Here is a 17,205-nt window from a genome sequence, read left to right on the forward strand (position 1 = left end):
ACGGCGATACTACCGCGCCCATCACCTTCACGAAGACAAACCACAGTGACGACGAGACCTACGGATCATGACTGGTCCCGCTGGTTCTACGCACACCCGTGCGACCATATGGCAAAATTGCGAACCATTGATTGCTGGAAACGACATCCTGGCGCACCCGGAATTTGCTAGGCTACAGAGTAAATGTCGCGCGACGAGCGCGAGTCTCGCAAGGGAGTCATGATGACGAATCCGAACGTTCCGCAGAGTGCAAACGGCTGGGGCTCATACCCCCAAGGACAGCAGGGCTACGGTGGGTATGATGCCCAGTCGCAGCAGGCATACAGCCAGGGCTATTACCAGGGCGCTGCGCCCCAGACGAACCCCCAGGGCACGCAGGGTACCTATGGTGCTCCCCAGCAGGGCTACGGTGGGTACGGCGCCCAGCCGGTGTATGGCCAGGGGTACAACCAGGGCGGCGTGCTCCCGATGCGCGCTTCCCGGCAGGGAGCCAAGTCTATTCCCCTCATCGTTGGTGCCATCGCGGTCGTCCTCCTCCTAGTCGCAGGCGTGGTCATCTGGAAGCTTGTGGACTCCGGATCTCTTTTTGGCGGAAACGGCTACAAGGCTGACCTCAACCACGGTACCGTCCGCGTCGAAAGCACCAACATCGAAATAGGTCCACTCGACGAAGACGGTAAACCCACTGTCGTCATCACCTACTCGATTTCCAACAATGGGTCGAGGGACGTCACGATTCCACTTGCCCTGCCCGATGCGAAACAAAACGGAGACATCCTGTCCAGTGCTGATTACCGCTACGGCAACGCGCCGAGGGGATATGACTTCTGGTCGATCTACTCCGTCGTGGAACCCGGTGATACGAAGACAGTCGTGACTGCGTTCACTCTTAACAATGAGAATGATCCCGTAACTCTGAGCGGCATGGACTTCGATGATCCAAGAAACGACATCCCCGATTACGTCTGGTATCCGCGCTGATAGGACGGCGCCCTTCGTTCGCGACGGCGGACGAGGGACACGCAAATACGACAGGCGTCAGTAGCGTTGCGTTACCGACAATCAGACGAGGGGCCGCACTCCAGGGTGGGAGTGCGGCCCTGTGTCGTCCCCGTCAGAAACACGGTCACAATGCGACTGGTCACAGTCACTTTTTCGTTGCAATTTCACAGTTTGTGAAGTAACCCTCCGGCTCTGTCAATCCCTGGTACAAGTCCCATTTTTGGTAGAATCTACAAGGTTAAACATCTATTTTTCGCGCAATGCGAGGGGAGCCACGTGGCTGACAACGAGAAGACCGCCGACGGCGAACAGTCCTACGGCGCATCGGACATCACCGTCCTCGAAGGCCTGGAAGCCGTGCGCAAGCGCCCGGGTATGTACATTGGATCCACCGGCGAACGCGGCTTGCATCACCTCGTCTACGAGGTCGTCGACAACTCTGTGGACGAGGCCCTGGCTGGCTACGCGGACCACATCGAGGTCACCATCCAGGCAGACGGCGGCATCAAGGTCGTCGACAACGGTCGAGGCATCCCTGTCGATGAACACCCCACCGAACACAAGCCCACCGTCGAGGTCGTCATGACGATCCTGCACGCCGGCGGCAAGTTCGGCGGCGGCGGCTACGCCGTCTCTGGTGGCCTCCACGGCGTCGGCATCTCCGTCGTCAACGCCCTCTCCACCCGCGTGAACACTGAGATTCGCCGACAGGGCTACGTCTGGCGCATGTCGTTCGCAAACGGCGGCACCCCCATCACCCCCCTTGAACGCGGTGAAGCTACCGACGAAACCGGCACCACGCAGGTCTTCTACCCAGACCCGGAGATCTTCGAAACCGTCGAATTTGACTTCGAGACCCTACGTCAGCGCTTCCAGCAGATGGCTTTCCTCAACAAGGGCCTGCGCATCACGCTGACCGACGAACGCGACTTCGCCACCGACGAAGGCGACGAAATCGCCGGCGGCGAGGATGCCTCGGACAAGAAGACCAAGGGCCACCGCACCGTCTCCTACTGCTACGAGCACGGCCTGCGAGACTACGTTGAATACCTCGATTCCGCCAAGAAGACCGACACGATCAACAACGAGATCATAGACTTCGAAGCTGACAACGACGAAGGCACCATGAGCGTGGAAATAGCCATGCAGTGGACCACCGCCTACTCCTCCTCCGTCCACACCTTCGCCAACACCATCAACACGACCGAAGGCGGCATGCACGAGGAGGGCTTCCGAAGTGCGCTGACCTCTCTCGTCAACCGCTACGGCCGCGACAAGGGCATCATCCGCGACAAGGACGACAACCTCACCGGTGACGACGTCCGCGAAGGCCTGACCGCCGTCATCTCGATCAAGCTCACCGAGCCCCAGTTTGAAGGCCAGACGAAGACCAAGCTCGGCAACACCGAGGCCCGTACCTTCGTCGCCCAACAGGTCTACTCCAAGCTCACCGACTGGTTCGACGCCCACCCCGCCGACGCCAAGGCCATCATCAACAAGGGTCAAGCCGCCCAGGCCGCCCGCGTCGCAGCCCGCAAGGCCCGCGAGGCCACCCGCCGAAAGGGTGTGCTCGAATCCGCGTCCATGCCCGGCAAACTGCGCGACTGTTCCTCCCGCACCCCCTCCGAGTGCGAAATCTTCATCGTCGAGGGCGACTCCGCAGGCGGCTCCGCCGTCGGCGGCCGCGACCCCGAACGTCAGGCCATCCTGCCGATCCGCGGCAAGATCCTCAACGTCGAAAAAGCTCGCCTCGACCGGGCCCTGTCCTCTGACACGATCCGCTCCCTGATCACCGCGTTTGGCACCGGCATCGGCGAAGACTTCGACATCTCCAAACTGCGCTACGGCAAGATCGTCATCATGGCGGACGCAGACGTCGACGGCCAGCACATCGCCACGCTGCTGCTGACCCTCCTCTTCCGCTACATGCGACCCCTCATCGAAGGCGGCCATACCTTCATTGCTATGCCCCCGCTGTACCGCATCAAGTGGACGAACGCCGAACATGAGTTCGCATACTCCGACAAGGAACGCGACAAGCTCCTGGCAGCTGGCACCGCACTCAACCGCCGCCTGCCTAAGGAGGGCGGCATCCAGCGCTACAAGGGCCTCGGCGAAATGAACGACCACGAACTGTGGGAGACCACCATGGATCCCGAGCGTCGCATCCTCAAGCAGGTCACCCTCGACGAGGCCGCAGACGCCGACGAAACCTTCACGATCCTCATGGGCGACGACGTCGACCGACGCCGCACCTTCATCCAGCGCAACGCTACCGACGTGCGCTTCCTCGACATCTGACAACACCGCGACCAGCCCAGCCCCGGCCTCGTACCGAGCGGGCCTGATCGAGCAGAAACAACGTAAGGAAAAACGTGAGCGACGAGCAGACTACTGACGCGCGGCACATCTCGGACACCGAGCGCATCCGCCAGGTCGACCTGCAAAAAGAAATGCAGCGCTCCTACCTCGACTACGCGATGAGCGTCATCGTCGGACGCGCCCTACCCGACGTGCGCGACGGCCTCAAGCCCGTCCACCGTCGCGTCCTGTACGCCATGTATGACGGCGGATACCGGCCCACCTCCTCGTTCTCCAAATCCTCCCGCGTCGTCGGCGAGGTCATGGGTAACTATCACCCCCACGGCGACGCCGCGATCTACGACGCCCTCGCGCGCCTCGTGCAGCCCTGGTCACTGCGCTACCCCCTGGTCGCCGGCCAGGGGAACTTCGGCACCCCCGGCAACCTGGGCCCCGCAGCCCCCCGTTACACCGAGTGCAAGATGGCGCCCCTGGCCATGGAGATGGTCCGCGACATCGACGAAGAATGCGTCGACTTCCAGGACAACTACGACGGCCGCAACCAGGAACCCACCATCCTGCCCGCCCGCTTCCCGAACCTGCTCGCCAACGGCTCCGAAGGCATCGCCGTCGGCATGGCAACGCGCATCCCGCCGCACAACCTGCGTGAACTCGCGCGCGGCATCCAGTGGGCCCTCGACCACCCCGAGGCTTCCCGCGAGGAACTCCTCGAAGCCCTCATCAAACTAATCCCTGGACCCGACTTCCCCACAGGCGCCACCATCCTGGGCCGCAAGGGCATCGAAGACGCCTACCGCACCGGTCGCGGCTCCATCACCCAACGCGCCGTCGTCGGCGTTGAGGAAATCCAAGGCCGCCAGTGCCTCGTCGTCACCGAACTGCCCTACCAGGTCAACCCCGACAACCTGGCCGACAAGATCGCCCAACTCGTACGCGACGGCTCAATCGGCGGCATCGCCGACATCCGCGACGAAACCTCCGGCCGAACCGGCCAGCGCCTGGTCATCATCCTCAAGCGTGACGCTGTCGCCAAGGTTGTCCTCAACAACCTCTACAAGCGCACCAGCCTGCAGGAAAACTTCTCCGCCAACATGCTCGCGCTCGTCGACGGCGTACCCCGCACACTGTCCATCGACGGCTTCATCCGCCACTGGATCACCCACCAGATCGACGTCATCGTGCGCCGCACGCGCTTCCGCCTGCGCAAGGCCCTCGAGCGCCTCCACATCCTCGAAGGCTACCTGAAGGCCCTCGACGCCCTCGACGAGGTCATCGCCCTCATCCGCCGCTCCCCCACCGTCGACGAGGCCCGCGCCGGCCTGATCGACCTCCTCGACGTCGACGCCGTCCAAGCCGACGCGATCCTGGCCCTCCAACTGCGCCGCCTGGCCGCCCTCGAGCGCCAGAAGATCATGGACGAGTACACCGAGCTTAAGGCCCGCGTCGACGATCTCAACGACATCCTTGCCAAACCCGAACGCCAGCGCGCCATCATCTCCACCGAACTCGGAGAGATTGTCGACAAGTTCGGCGACGAGCGCCGCACCCGCATTCTCCCCTTCGACGGGGAAATGTCGATGGAAGACCTCATCCCCGAAGAGGACGTCGTCGTCACCATCACCCGCGACGGCTTCGCCAAGCGCACCCGCACCGACAACTACCGCTCACAAAAGCGCGGCGGCAAGGGCGTGCGCGGCACGCAGCTGCGCGGCGACGACGTGGTCGAACACTTCTTCGTCACCACCACGCACAACTGGCTGCTCTTTTTCACCAACCTCGGCCGCGTCTACCGCGCCAAGGCCTACGAGATCCCCGAAGGCGGTCGCGACGCCAAGGGCCAGCACGTCGCCAACCTGCTGGCGTTCCAGCCCGACGAGCACATCGCGCAGGTCCTCGCGATCCGCACCTACGAGGACGCGGACTTCCTGGTCCTGGCCACCAAGCGCGGCCTCGTCAAGAAGACTCCGCTGAGCCTGTACAACTCGCCCCGCTCCGGCGGTATCATCGCCATCAACCTGCGCGAGGACGAGGACGGCAAGCCCGACGAGCTGGTCTCCGCGCAGACCATCATGGCCGACGAGGACCTCATCCTCGTCTCGCGCGACGGCCAGGCCGTGCGCTTCACCGCCACCGACGACCAGCTGCGCTCCATGGGCCGCTCCACGTCCGGCGTGCGCGGCATGAAGTTCCGCGGCGACGACGAACTGCTCAGCATGGAGGTCCCGCGCGAAGGCACCGACCTGCTCATCGTCACCGACTCCGGCTACGCCAAGCGCACACCCGTCGAGGAATACCCGACAAAGTCGCGCGGTACTCTCGGCGTGCGCGTCGGCAAACTCGTCGACGAACGCGGCGGCCTGGTCGGCGCCCTCGTCGTGCGCCCCGACGAGGACGTCATGGTCATCACCGAATCCGGCAAACTCGTCCAGGTCAACGCCTCCGACGTGCGACCCACCGCCCGCAACACCATGGGCGTCATCTTCGCCCGCCCGGACGAGGGAGACCGCATCATCGCGATCACCCGCAACCCCGACTCCGGCGATGACTCAACTGAAGAAATGAGCGACGATTCGACCGGCGAGGCAGTGGCCGACCCCGCGCAGACCGCGTCCACCGAGGAACTCCCCCAGGGGAACGCCCCCGCCGGAACGGACGGGTCCCTCGAAGGCGGCGACCTCGCCGACGATACCAACAAGTAAACGATGATCACGGGACGAGGGTAGGCCTCGTCCCGTGATCAAGCTTCCAAAGCGGCGCGGAACCAGCGCCGATGCCTGGCGATGCGGTAGCCTGGCGTGTAGGAAGTGCGACCTGGAAGGAAACCCATGAGCGACCACGTCTCAAGCGCCCGCAACGACGCTCCCCGCCGAGTTGATCTCGCGATCGCGCGCATCGACGCGTGGACCATCATGAAGGTCTCTTTCCTTCTATCCGTCGCCCTGGGTATCGCGATGGTCATCGCCACTATCGTCCTGTGGCTCATGGTCGACGCCATGCACGTCTTCAGTCAGATCGAAGAATTCCTACAGACCGTCGGGGCCGGTCGTTACGTGGACCTGCTGGACTATGCGCGCCTACCCCGCGTCATCTCCTACGCGACCATTGTCGCCGTTATCAACGTCGTTCTTCTGACTGCGCTCTCCACGTTGGGCGCCATGCTCTACAACGTTGTCGCCTCCCTGGTGGGTGGCATCAAGGTGTCTCTCATGGACGAGTGAGAATATAAGGGGTCGGCTCACGCCGGCCCCTTTTTCCATGCCTGCGTGTGTGTGCGTGCCTGCGTGTGTGTGCGCCCGCGCGTGGCGGACCGTCCGTATTCTGGGTGCCTCCGGATGTGTCTGCGCTTTTCATTCGGACTGCTCGTGGATAGGAAGCGACTAGATGGATAGGCTATGGGCACGTGGATAGGACATTAAGCTATCCGTGAAGCAGTAACCTATCCGCCTGCTCGTTTCCTATCCGCGTGGGTATCGGGTTTGACCATACTGGGTCCGTTCCTGCAGCGATCCGTCCTTAACGCGGTCCCTGGTGCTGCGTTGGCGGGATTCCCCAACAATGTTGCACGTAATTCCCCTGCGACTCTTTCCAGCTTTGAAATGAAAGCGTTTGAATTGCAACGTTTAAATGGGATGGGCAAAAGTTCAGGTGACCGAATTGCATGCGATTTTTAAAGGGGTCGCGACTGAGCAGCCACGGCAGAGCTGAACGTAACGTTGTGGAAGAGCTGGATCCTAGCCGTGAGAGCGTGGGCAGTTCAGCTGGATCCACCCAGTGGAGCGTTTCCGGGGCTGCTTAGCCGCTACTAGGTGGGTAAACGCGCGCATCGAGGGGCAGTGGTGTGAAGCCAACCCGAGGCAGCCACAAGCCACTCACAGAAGCCCCTCAGCGGTCCCGGGCGAACCGAATTGGCCGAACCCTCAACAGGAGGTCGACAAGGCCACCGAGTGCAGCCCCCGAGCGCGACGGGTTCCTCGTATCGCACAGGAGCTCAGATCCGTCGATCAGCCACGAGTAAGGGTTGTGGCTCAGCGGACCCCGCCAGAGCGACGCAATGATCGAAGCACCCGTGGGCAGTGGAAACAGGGGACTCACCCAGGACTCCGCCGGCGTGTAGACGCTCGTTAGGGGAGCGATGCCGGAGAAGAAACCGTCGTCGATGACCGATTCGGGGAAACCGACAGGGTCGAAGGAAAACACGTGCGCAAGCGTTGGCACGCGCGTCGCGGCGGCCGCATACAGGGCCAAATTACCGCCCTTAGAGTGGCCGATCACGGTGACCGGCCCGGGGGCCCGATCGGCCGCATATCGCAGGTAGCGCGCCGCCCACAGCTGAGCGATCGTCGGGAAGTCCAGGCCGAACTGCGCATCCTCCGCCCAGCCAACCGCAGTGCCATCGGTGCCGCGGAAAACCACGTAGGTCGCCCCGGCCTCGTCGACGAACGTGACAGCGCCGAATTGCGCGAGCGGCTGCACGCCGATCCGCGTGACCGCGTCGCGCACCCGTATGTCTCGAAACCGCGGACTCGCGCCGACTGCGCACAGGAGGGAGCGTAGAAGCGCACAGTTGCGTTCGGTGACCATCGCGTGATCGTAGAGGGCGCTGATGGACGAGGCCTGGGCGACTTCGCGCAGCCGACATCCCCGGGTGGAGCGGGGGCCCGCCAAGGCGTGGAAGTTCGCGTACGTCAGTGTGGCGAGGGTGAGGGCGTCAGCGGGGGAGAGGTCGGAGCGCAACGGAGTTCTCGCGCTGCGAACGTAATCGATAATCGTGGTCACGAGGGTTCTCTTTCTGTGCCGCGCGCCATTGCTGCGGCTCCGTGTTGGACGTCACCAAGTCTCGATTTTGCCGGACAGCGCGTTGCTGTGTACTATATCCGAGTGCCCGCAAGGGTGCCGGTTGGGCCTATAGCTCAGTAGGTTAGAGCGCAGTCCTGATAAGACTGAGGTCGGTGGTTCGAGCCCACCTAGGCCCACCATCCGCGGGCGAGTTTGAGCGGAGGATCGTCATGAAGAAACTGGTCGCTTGCTGTGTGGCTGTCGGATCCGTCGTAGCCGTCGGCATCGTCGTTCGACAAGTTCTTCTTGATCTCTCTGACAACGCAGACCTGTGGATGTCCGTGACGGACACAGTGGAAGGCTGAAAGTCCTCCGATCGGGGCTATGGCGCAATTGGTAGCGCACCTGCTTTGCAAGCAGGGGGTTACGGGTTCGAGTCCCGTTAGCTCCACAGTTTAAGATCGCTAGTAAACCTGCCTCAGTCACCTGGGGCAGGTTTTCGTATCAGGGACCGCCTGCGCTCATCGGGGTTATAAGACACTAGGGTTATAAGACACTACGTGTTGCTGGAGGGCGACTTTTCGGCTTGTTAGCGCGGGGAAGTCGGTGTTGGAGATGGTGGGAGCCAACGTGGAGGATGGGCAAAACGTGTTGGTTGTGTGGTGACTTGTCGGCTTTGTTGCGCGGGAAAGTCACTATTTTAGTTGGTCGCGATGCCTCGTTCCTGTGTTTGCCGCATCGCGGGCCCGTGTGTGGCTGCCCAATGATCGGGTTATAGGACACTACGTGTTGCTGGAGGGGTGACCTTTCGGCGTGTTGGTGTGGGAAAATTGGTGTTGGAGGTGGTTGTTTCAGTGCGAGCCTGTGCGTGGTCCCTTGATCTGTCGTGGTGGGGCTTGAGCAGGTCGTTTGCGGCGACGGTATTCACTGCGCCAGGCCGCTGGCACGTCGCTGGCTGCGCTACCGGCGGAGCTTTGGGTGGCAGCGCATGACTCCCGCCCGGCGAGCTTTCCACGAATGTCGCATGCAATTCCCCCGCACTGTGTCGCACCGCGCAACCGTATCGTTGGAATTACAACGTTTGCGGACGCTGTTGAAAGTTCACCCAATTGAGTTGCATGCGAAACTGCTCCGAGCGCGCTAGCTGCTTGCGTTCCTCGCCGCGCGCGTGGGCCCGCTCATTCGCACGTGGGTCCGACACCTCGCATGTGGGTCCGATGGCACGCGCGTGGGCGGCGCCCACGCGCATATCTAGGGGTTGGCGTGCGTGTCGCGGGGTTAACGCGCATGTTCAGTGGTTCATGTGTGAGCGATACGCCAGGTTAGGCGCCGTTGTGCTCACAACGCAGGCGATCTCGCCCACGACACCCCGTTGTCGGCGTTTGTGACCGAGGTGGTTTGCACTGTGGGCGCCACATACCCGCGAACTGCGGCCTCACCACCCCGAACCGCGGCCTCACCGCCAGTAAACGGGGGGAATTGCACCATTAGGGGCGCGACACGCCGGCGACACGCCGAAGGGAGGCTTCTAATGCTGCAAAACCCCCCATCCAGCCCTGGGTGCGGAGGGGTCGCAGGGGTGAACTGCGTCCCGGAGTCGCCCGCATCACAGAACATCTGGGCCATCACGCCCATGCTAGCCATTGTTCGTCGAGGTGGTCTGCACCGTGGGCGCCACATACCCGCGAACCGCGGCCTCACTGCCCCGAACCGCGGCCTCACCGCCACCAAACGGGGGGAATTGCGCTACACGGGGACCCCGTGCGTGACTTGCCTGTCGGTGACGTCGCCATCAAATGGGGGGAATTGCACCATTAGAGGCGCGACACGCCGGCGACACGCCGAGGGGAGGCTTCTAATGCTGCAAAACCCCCCATCCAGCTCTGGGTGCGGAGGGGTCGCAGGGGTGAACTGCGTTCCGGAGTCGCCCGCGTCACAGAATATCTGGGCCATCATGCCCATGCTAGCCATTGTTCGTCGAGGTTGTCTGCACTGTGGGCGGCGCTGCCCCGAGGCGTGACCTCACCGACAGTAAACTGTGGGAATTGCGCTTCACGAGGACCTGTGCGTGACGTGCTTGCCGGTGGCATCGCCACCAAACGGGGGGAATTGCATCATTAGAGGCGCGACACGCCGGCGACACGCCGACAGAACCCTCCTAATGGTGCAAAACCCCCACCATTACCCCTGGTGTCATGCTCCCTCACTGGTGCAGGACTGCCCGGCGGGGCGCCTCAACCGCGAAATCCGCCGACGCACCGACTCCGTGGGGATCTTCCCCAACCGCCAGGCCATCATCCGCCTGGTCGGAGCCGTCCTAGCCGAACAAAACGACGAATGGGCCGAAGGCCGACGCTACCTCAGCCTCGACATCCTCACCAAATCACGACTCACACCCCAACCCACCCAACAGGAGGAACCCCCACTCCAACTCAGCGCATAACCCACCCCGAAGGACACAAAACGATTACACCACTCCACAGGACTTGACCGTGATCATGTGCGGCAACTGTCGATTGGGTCTATTCCTACCTGGCGGTCATGACTGTGGAAAACGGTCACATGTGAGGTATCAATCATTTATTTGGCGTCATTTCAGTTCTTTCGGTGGATTGTATCCACAAGTTTGTGCACAATTGTGGATTCTCGGTTGTTGATAGGAGGTGGAGAATCTTCCATGATGCGCGAAAACTGACCGTAAACCGAGTTTGGCCAGGTCAAGTCGGGTTGAGAGGTGTCTGCCGGCGATTTCAAACGCCGGAGACGTCGGAACCCGCGCCTTGGCACCTGTGGAACATGCTCGCTCGGGTGATGAAAATGGCGCCGCGGTAGCAGCGCTGGCTCAGATGCGTACGGTGACAGCCATTGTCGCGGTCGCGGGTAGGCCGCGGCGAGCGGGAGGCCGTGCAGGCTTGCTGGGCAGGCCACGCCGCAGAGCTCGGGTGGGTGGAGGGGTCTGGGTTTTTCGGACCGTTTGTTTTGAGAGGGTTGTTCTGAGTAGTCCTGGCTGCTTGTGGCCGGGCAGAATGGATGACCATGAGGAAGTTCTCGAAGCACACGCCTGAGCAGATTGTCGTGAAGCTGGAGAAGGCCGAGGCGCTGCGAGGTGAGGGCATGAGTACGGCCCAGGCCTGCCGCGTGCTGGGTATCAGCGAGGCGACGTTGTGTCGGTGGCGCTGGCGTGCTCGCGCCGCCGATGGGGGTTGGCTCTATTCGGAGGGTTCCATCCGATCGGGAAGGTTCCACCCGATCGGTAACAAGCAATGTGGTGGAATCGGTGCCTCTCGCCCGCGTCAGCATGGTCTGTGTGTCGCCTGGCACCTGCCGTCTGGCACGATCGGCGCGAGGTTGAACGCGAAACCGGCGCCTGGCACCAGGCGTGCGGCATCGTGCGACGTGNTTGGGACGTAGCTGCGCTCTGGTTGGCAGCTGGGGGTGAGCCAGCGCGTAGTAGTAGCTCGACCTGGCAAGGCCGGCCGCCTCGAGGAGAGCCTGTCAATTTTTCTGTGTATGGGGGTTAGAGGTAGGGGGTGATTCGGTCGGGGTAGGCGGTGGTGAGTTGGGCGAGGGCTTGTTTCCAGTTGGTGGTGGTGTGTCCTTGGATGAGGCGGGTGTGTCCTGTTCGTTTGTTGGCGGGTTTGCCGGCGTCTGTGAGGCGCTGGGCGGCTCGTTTGTCTTCGATGTCGCAGATGGCGAGCCACAAGAGTTTGACGGCGGCTTCTTCGCTGGGGAAATGCCCGCGGTTCTTGGTGATTTTACGCAGCTGGTAGTTCAAGGACTCGATAGCGTTGGTGGTGTACACGACGCGGCGCAGCATGGGAGGGAACGCCAAGAACGGCGTGAAGCGCTGCCAGGCGCGCTGCCAGGTCGCAACCGTTTGGGGGTAGCGCGCTCCCAGGTCACTGGCCGCGAAGTCCTCCAGCGCCCCTCGAGCGGTTTCCTCGTTGGGCGCACTGTACACCCGCTTCAAAGCCGCGGCGACGCTCTTACGGTCCTTGTAGGACACGAAACGCATGGACGCGCGGATTAAGTGAACCACGCAGGTTTGGACCATGGACTGGGGCCAGGTCGCTTCGATGGCTTCGGGCAGGCCAGCCAACCCATCGCAGCACACGATCAGCACGTCGCGTAGGCCTCGGTTGGCAAGCTCGGCGCACACGTGGGCCCAAAAGGAGGCGCCTTCATCGGCTTGGACCCAGATGCCCAGCACGTGCTTGACGCCCTCCATGTCCACTCCTACCGCCAGGTGAGCGGCCCGGTTCTCCACCCTGTGATCGCATCGGACTTTGATGCGGATCGCATCCAGGTAGATCACCGGGTAGAACGCTTCTAGGGGGCGGTGCTGCCACTCCAAGACGGCCTCGCACACCGCGTCAGTGATCGTGGAAATCGTCCCGGCACTGACCTCCACGCCCAGGGTGGAGGCCAGGTGATGGCGTATATCGCGTACCGTCATCCCCCCGGCATACAAGCTGATAATCATCGAATCCAAGCCATCGAGGCGCCGCTGCCCTTTACGCACCAGGCGCGGGGTGAACGAGCCTGCCCGGTCCCGGGGGACCTCGATCTCGAAGGCTCCCACCTCCGACATCACGGTCTTCTTCGTCGTGCCGTTCCTCGTGTTCGAGCGCGCCTGCCCACTGGTCTGGCCCTTCTCATACCCCAAATGCTGGGTCAGCTCAGCGGCCAACCCGCGCTCCAAGGCCTCCTTGAGCAACGCCGGCAACAAGCCCTGGCTGCCCGTCATCTCGACCTCGCCAGCATCAAGACGCTCAAACAACGCATCCAACGCCCCCGAGCTGCGAAGCTCCTCCACAGCCTCACGCCCACTAGCGCGAGCCACAACAACATCATCATCATTCATCATGCATCAATCCTTTCAAACAAAAGACGGATACACAGACAATTAAACACGCCCGGCGGGGCCGCCTGCGTGCGAGTTAGCGGACTCGCATTCGCTCTGGTAGCCCCTGCTCGGAGCAACTAAGCGCGCACGTCGATCGAGTAAACGCTCAACTGCGCCCACAAACACCGCAATACTTAACGATTGGGATTCGCGGGGCACACAAGCCCCGAGACAATCGCCTGCCCAATCAAGAGAGCCCGCCCAACAGGGAGCCTGGCAGCACTGCCAGGAGCGCCGCCGACGTGTCGCAGCCCGGCCCACTGGATGCCGCCAACGATGACGGCGTCCGCCTCGCTGTCCAGCGAACCACCAGACCCCAACAGACGCGATCGCACGCGACGACTCGCGGCGCAATCAATGGCGGGACACACCGACAGGTACCCCGCCGGCAACAGCTTACGTCGCCAACACAACGGCCCACAACGCCCGAACGCGAACCCCCTGGCACAACGGCCTACGGCGGATGCTGCGGCATCAATAGCGAGGCGGACCAACAAGCGTCCAACTGACACAACGGACCACAGTGCCCAAAGGCGAACCCCCTGGCACATCCGCCCGACGACGACGCCTCACCAGCCACGAACACACCACACTGCTTCGCCGCGGAACTAATGCGGCTGACCTGGCCGATAGCTCACCAGCGAGCGACGCCACCGGGGAGCAGCGCCACCGCCGCGCCCCGGAAGCCGAGTGCCCATACCAAGCCAAGCATTCACCCGCCCACCGGGCATGCGGGGCATTCACGCCCCCACAATGAAACAACCACCTTCAACACTAACTATCCCGCACCAACACGCCGAAAAATCACCACAAAACCAACACGTCATATCCTTGAGCCCTGAATATGTCACGCAGAAAGAAGCGCCCGGGGCGGTGGCCCCGGGCGCAGCGTAATGCTTGAATCTATTGAGCCTATCGAACCCAACGCAGTGCGTTTGGTCGCAGCATGAACGGCGCCAGGATCATCGAGGAGCCGAGACCCACGCCAAAACCGCCGATCACGTCCGTCACCCAGTGGACGCCCAGGTACAGGCGCGTCATGCAGATGAAGACGATGAACAGGAGAGCAGCGACCCACAGCAGGTAACGGAGACGACGGCCCAGGCGCGTCATCGTCAGCACCAGAACCAGGGAGACGATCAGGGCGGTCACTGCCGTCGCGTGACCCGACGGGAAGGAATAGCCGTCCTCGGTAATCAGACGGTAGGCCTCTTCCGGGCGTGGACGCGAATCGATGTGCTTAATGATGTAGCCATTGATCCCCGAGAAAGCCACGGACCCCAGGATGTACAGGGCGTGCATGACCTTCTTGACGAACCACCACACGGCGACCGCCACGACGAGGGCCAAGGCGACGGCGCGCTTGGGGTCGAACAGCCAGGACGCACCCGTCATGAACGTATTCATCGCGGGCGTGCGCGACTCGACGAAATCGGTCCACACGGTGGTGTCGATCGGCAGCGGGTTCGTGATGAAGCCTCCGGCGATAGCAACCACCACGACGAGAAGAGCCCCGACGATGACGGGGGGCGACAGGAGTCGACGAACAAACATATTGAAATCCTACCGTAGTGTCAGTCGTTGGTGCCGTACTCGTACATCCAGCGTCCGGCCCTGCGCGAGAAGCGAGAATGCTCCCGCATCGAGCCGCTCTCGCCCGTCGTCACGTCGCGCCACGAGGCCACGAACGTGACGGTTCCCTCCTCGTCGGAGGGGCCCCCGGCCTCGGCCCCGAGGATACGCAGGCCGACCCACTGCGTCCCCTCCACCCAGTACGGGGGAGCGGGGCGCGTGCGCGGGTGCCATGTGCGGAACAGGTAGTCCTCGTCGCGCAGCGCGAACGCCGTGTAGCGCGAGCGCATGAGCGCCTCGGCAGTCGGAGCCACCTCACCGTCCAGGAAGCGACCGCAGCACTGCGCCAGCAGCGCCCCCGACCCGCACGGGCAAGTACGAGGCCGGGGCGCGCCAGCGCCGGACGTGCCGGACATAGCGGGGGAGGGGGTCACGCCTGGTCGCCCAGGGAAGCCAGCCAGCGCTCCGCATCCAGGGCGGCGCGGCAACCGGAACCGGCGGCCGTGATGGCCTGGCGATACGTGTGGTCCACGGCGTCACCGCACGCGAACACGCCCGCCACAGACGTGCGTGTCGACGGCTCGTCGACCGTGATGTAGCCGGCCTCGTCGAGGGCGACCTGGCCGCGCAGGAAGCCCGTGCGAGGCAGGTGACCGATCGCGACGAACACGCCGTCCACTGCGATCTCGCGCTCGGAGCCATCCACCGTGGAGGTCAGGCGCAGGCCGGTCACGGCCTCGTCGCCGAGGACCTCGGAGACGGTCGCATTCCACTCGAAGGTAATCTTCGGGTTATTCAGGGCACGCTCGGCCATGACGCGCGAGGCGCGCAGGGCGTCGCGGCGGTGTACGACGACGACCTCGGACGCGAAGTTCGTGAGGAAGGTTGCCTCCTCCATCGCGGAGTCGCCGCCGCCAATGACGGCGAGGCGACGATCCTTGAAGAAGAAACCATCGCAGGTCGCGCAGTAGGAGACGCCGCGGCCGGAGAACTCCTCCTCGCCGGGCACGTTCATGTGGCGGTACTCCGAGCCGGTGGCCAGGATGACGGTGCGCGCGTAGAAGACCTCGTCCTCGGTGGCCACGGCCTTGACGTCGCCCTCGAGGTTGACGGCGACGACGTCCTCGTAGCGAACGTCCGCGCCGAACTTTTCGGCCTGCTCGCGCATGTTGTCCATGAGCTCGGGGCCCTGAATGCCCTCGGGGAAACCCGGGAAGTTCTCGACCTCGGTCGTGTTCATGAGCGCGCCGCCCGCAGCCAGCTGGCCGGCCAGAACAATGGGGGCAAGGCCCGCACGAGCCGTGTAGACGGCGGCCGTGTAGCCTGCGGGACCCGAGCCGACGATGACGACGTCGTGAACGGTGGCGCCCTCTGGAACCTTGTCCGATGGGATCGGCGCTTCGAAGGTATCGGTGGTGTTCTCGGTGGGTTCGGCCGTCACCAGGCCCGGAACAGTCACGAAAGACATGTACCCTCCTTCAGGGTTACTGAACTGTGAGTTCAGAGATCCACGCCCAGTTGCGCCCGTCCTGGCTCTTGGGCATGGAGCGGAACTGCAGTGCGATCGAGTCGGTTTCGACGGGCTCGGGAAGTTCGATCGTCGTCGTCGGCGACAACGCCGAGGAAGCCAGTTCTGTTCCTTCGCGCGGCTTCGACGGATCAGTGACGTTACGCACGACGATCTCGCCGCCGGAGGTGGACGGGTCCATCTGGAGGGTCACCGAGGAAACGGTGGCCTTCTGCTGTAGCTTCACGACAATTGTTACAGAGGTCTCGTCGCGGAATTGGTTGTTGTCGAACCAGCGTGAACTCCATGAGGTCGACGGGTTTGAGTCGATCATGTTAATTGCGCGGTCCGGGTGGTCACCATCGTCGTTGTTCCACGACAGGACCTGCACCGAGGAAATGACGGGCGTCACGGACGGCGCGGGTGGCGGCGTGGTCGTCAGGTTCGGTGCGGGTTCTTCGGCGGACTGTTGTTGGTTGATGCCAGCGCGCAGAGACTGGCCGAGGTCAAGGTTAGTGACGGGTCGGGTCGCCATCCACGGTCCCCAGAATGCTCCAAAGAGGAACAGCGCCAGGCCGAAGAGAAGCGCGGGTCTCGTCGGATCGATGAGCTTGCCGGTACGCTGTGGGGCTTTCGTCTCCTCCGGCGAGGCCGTGGCCTGGTCCGCGGAAACTGCGGTGACCGGGTCCAGGACCTCGGTGGCATCCTCCGCGGGGACGGTGGGTGACATCGCCTGAACACGCGGGATCTGGTGGGTCGCAGGTGCGTCTGCGAGCGGCGCAGGGTGTGGGAAGTCTGTTTCGTAGTCCTCGCCTTCGCGCTCGTAGCCGCTGGCCGTGGGCGCGGGTGGCGGGGGAGCGACCGGGAACGAGGTTGCAGGCACTTCGGCCGCGTCAACGCTCTCTTCCTCGATCAGTGGTTCGACGCCGAACTCTGCTAATGCCTCCGGAATCGCTTGAGCCTCCGGGGTTGCCTGAGTTTCCGGGGTTGCCTGAGTTTCCGGGGTTGCCTGAGCCTGGGCCGCATCCGTGGCCTCGGCGACGGCGTGAACCACGGGGGCCGCCACGGCCTCGACAACGCCGGGGTTCGCGTTGGGGGCCCGCGTCGCCGGGTCGAGGAC

11 protein-coding genes, 2 tRNA genes and 2 pseudogenes are annotated in these 17,205 nt (G+C 63.2%); 9 read left to right on the forward strand and 6 right to left on the reverse strand.

Translation table 11 applies throughout. From position 1 onward, the window contains the following. The first annotated feature begins 183 nt into the window (after nt 1–183). From BQ7477_RS09930 to BQ7477_RS09945, 4 genes are all read left to right on the forward strand, one after another. Nucleotides 184–981 carry a DUF5067 domain-containing protein gene (locus BQ7477_RS09930; protein WP_073983758.1) on the forward strand — a complete coding sequence of 266 codons (798 nt, stop codon included), beginning with the start codon at nt 184–186 and terminating at the stop codon, nt 979–981. A 297-nt stretch (nt 982–1,278) separates the two neighbouring features. Then, entirely contained in the window at nt 1,279–3,303 is a 2,025-nt protein-coding gene (gene gyrB, locus BQ7477_RS09935; RefSeq protein ID WP_073983759.1) for a DNA topoisomerase (ATP-hydrolyzing) subunit B, read from the forward strand. Between the two features lie 74 nt (nt 3,304–3,377). After that, complete coding sequence (gene gyrA / locus BQ7477_RS09940) at nt 3,378–6,023, forward strand: DNA gyrase subunit A (protein ID WP_073983760.1); 2,646 nt, start codon at nt 3,378–3,380, stop codon at nt 6,021–6,023. Between the two features lie 126 nt (nt 6,024–6,149). Continuing rightward, nucleotides 6,150–6,542 (forward strand): DUF3566 domain-containing protein, encoded by a 393-nt coding sequence (locus BQ7477_RS09945; protein ID WP_073983761.1) that lies wholly within the window; start codon nt 6,150–6,152, stop codon nt 6,540–6,542. A gap of 664 nt (nt 6,543–7,206) precedes the next feature. Here BQ7477_RS09945 and BQ7477_RS09950 read toward each other — a convergent pair. Then, nucleotides 7,207–8,100, reverse strand: coding sequence for an Mbeg1-like protein (locus BQ7477_RS09950; RefSeq protein WP_073983762.1), 894 nt, complete (start codon nt 8,098–8,100; stop codon nt 7,207–7,209). Between the two features lie 123 nt (nt 8,101–8,223). On the opposite strand from BQ7477_RS09950, the gene BQ7477_RS09955 reads away from it, so the two are divergent. The 5 genes and pseudogenes from BQ7477_RS09955 (at nt 8,224) to BQ7477_RS11140 (ending at nt 11,511) form a co-directional block, all read left to right on the forward strand. Further along, nucleotides 8,224–8,300, forward strand: a tRNA-Ile gene (locus BQ7477_RS09955). 30 nt (nt 8,301–8,330) lie between these two features. Next, nucleotides 8,331–8,465, forward strand: coding sequence for a DLW-39 family protein (locus BQ7477_RS12560; protein WP_234968796.1), 135 nt, complete (start codon nt 8,331–8,333; stop codon nt 8,463–8,465). Nucleotides 8,466–8,478: 13 nt separating this feature from the next. After that, a tRNA-Ala gene (locus BQ7477_RS09960) sits at nt 8,479–8,551 on the forward strand. Nucleotides 8,552–10,321: 1,770 nt separating this feature from the next. Then, a pseudogene (locus BQ7477_RS09970) lies at nt 10,322–10,543 on the forward strand (transposase); the annotation flags it as partial. A gap of 593 nt (nt 10,544–11,136) precedes the next feature. Beyond that, on the forward strand, nt 11,137–11,511 hold the full coding sequence (locus BQ7477_RS11140) for a helix-turn-helix domain-containing protein (RefSeq protein ID WP_084795791.1): 375 nt from the start codon (nt 11,137–11,139) through the stop codon (nt 11,509–11,511). 106 nt (nt 11,512–11,617) lie between these two features. On the opposite strand, the gene BQ7477_RS09980 is transcribed toward BQ7477_RS11140, so the two are convergent. From BQ7477_RS09980 to BQ7477_RS10000, 5 genes and pseudogenes are all read right to left on the reverse strand, one after another. Further along, entirely contained in the window at nt 11,618–12,967 is a 1,350-nt protein-coding gene (locus tag BQ7477_RS09980) for an IS256 family transposase (protein ID WP_073983765.1), read from the reverse strand. Between the two features lie 951 nt (nt 12,968–13,918). Then, nucleotides 13,919–14,560 (reverse strand): phosphatase PAP2 family protein, encoded by a 642-nt coding sequence (locus BQ7477_RS09985; protein WP_073983766.1) that lies wholly within the window; start codon nt 14,558–14,560, stop codon nt 13,919–13,921. Nucleotides 14,561–14,580: 20 nt separating this feature from the next. After that, complete coding sequence (locus tag BQ7477_RS09990) at nt 14,581–15,012, reverse strand: YchJ family protein (RefSeq protein ID WP_073983767.1); 432 nt, start codon at nt 15,010–15,012, stop codon at nt 14,581–14,583. Continuing rightward, nucleotides 15,009–16,046, reverse strand: a complete 1,038-nt coding sequence (gene trxB, locus BQ7477_RS09995) for a thioredoxin-disulfide reductase (protein ID WP_073983768.1) — start codon at nt 16,044–16,046, stop codon at nt 15,009–15,011. Before trxB ends, BQ7477_RS09990 begins: the two co-directional genes overlap by 4 nt. 16 nt (nt 16,047–16,062) lie before the next feature. Continuing rightward, nucleotides 16,063–17,205, reverse strand: a pseudogene (locus BQ7477_RS10000) (hypothetical protein); the annotation flags it as partial.

The organism is Actinomyces bouchesdurhonensis (genome assembly GCF_900128465.1).
GTDB classification, from domain to species: domain Bacteria; phylum Actinomycetota; class Actinomycetes; order Actinomycetales; family Actinomycetaceae; genus Pauljensenia; species Pauljensenia bouchesdurhonensis.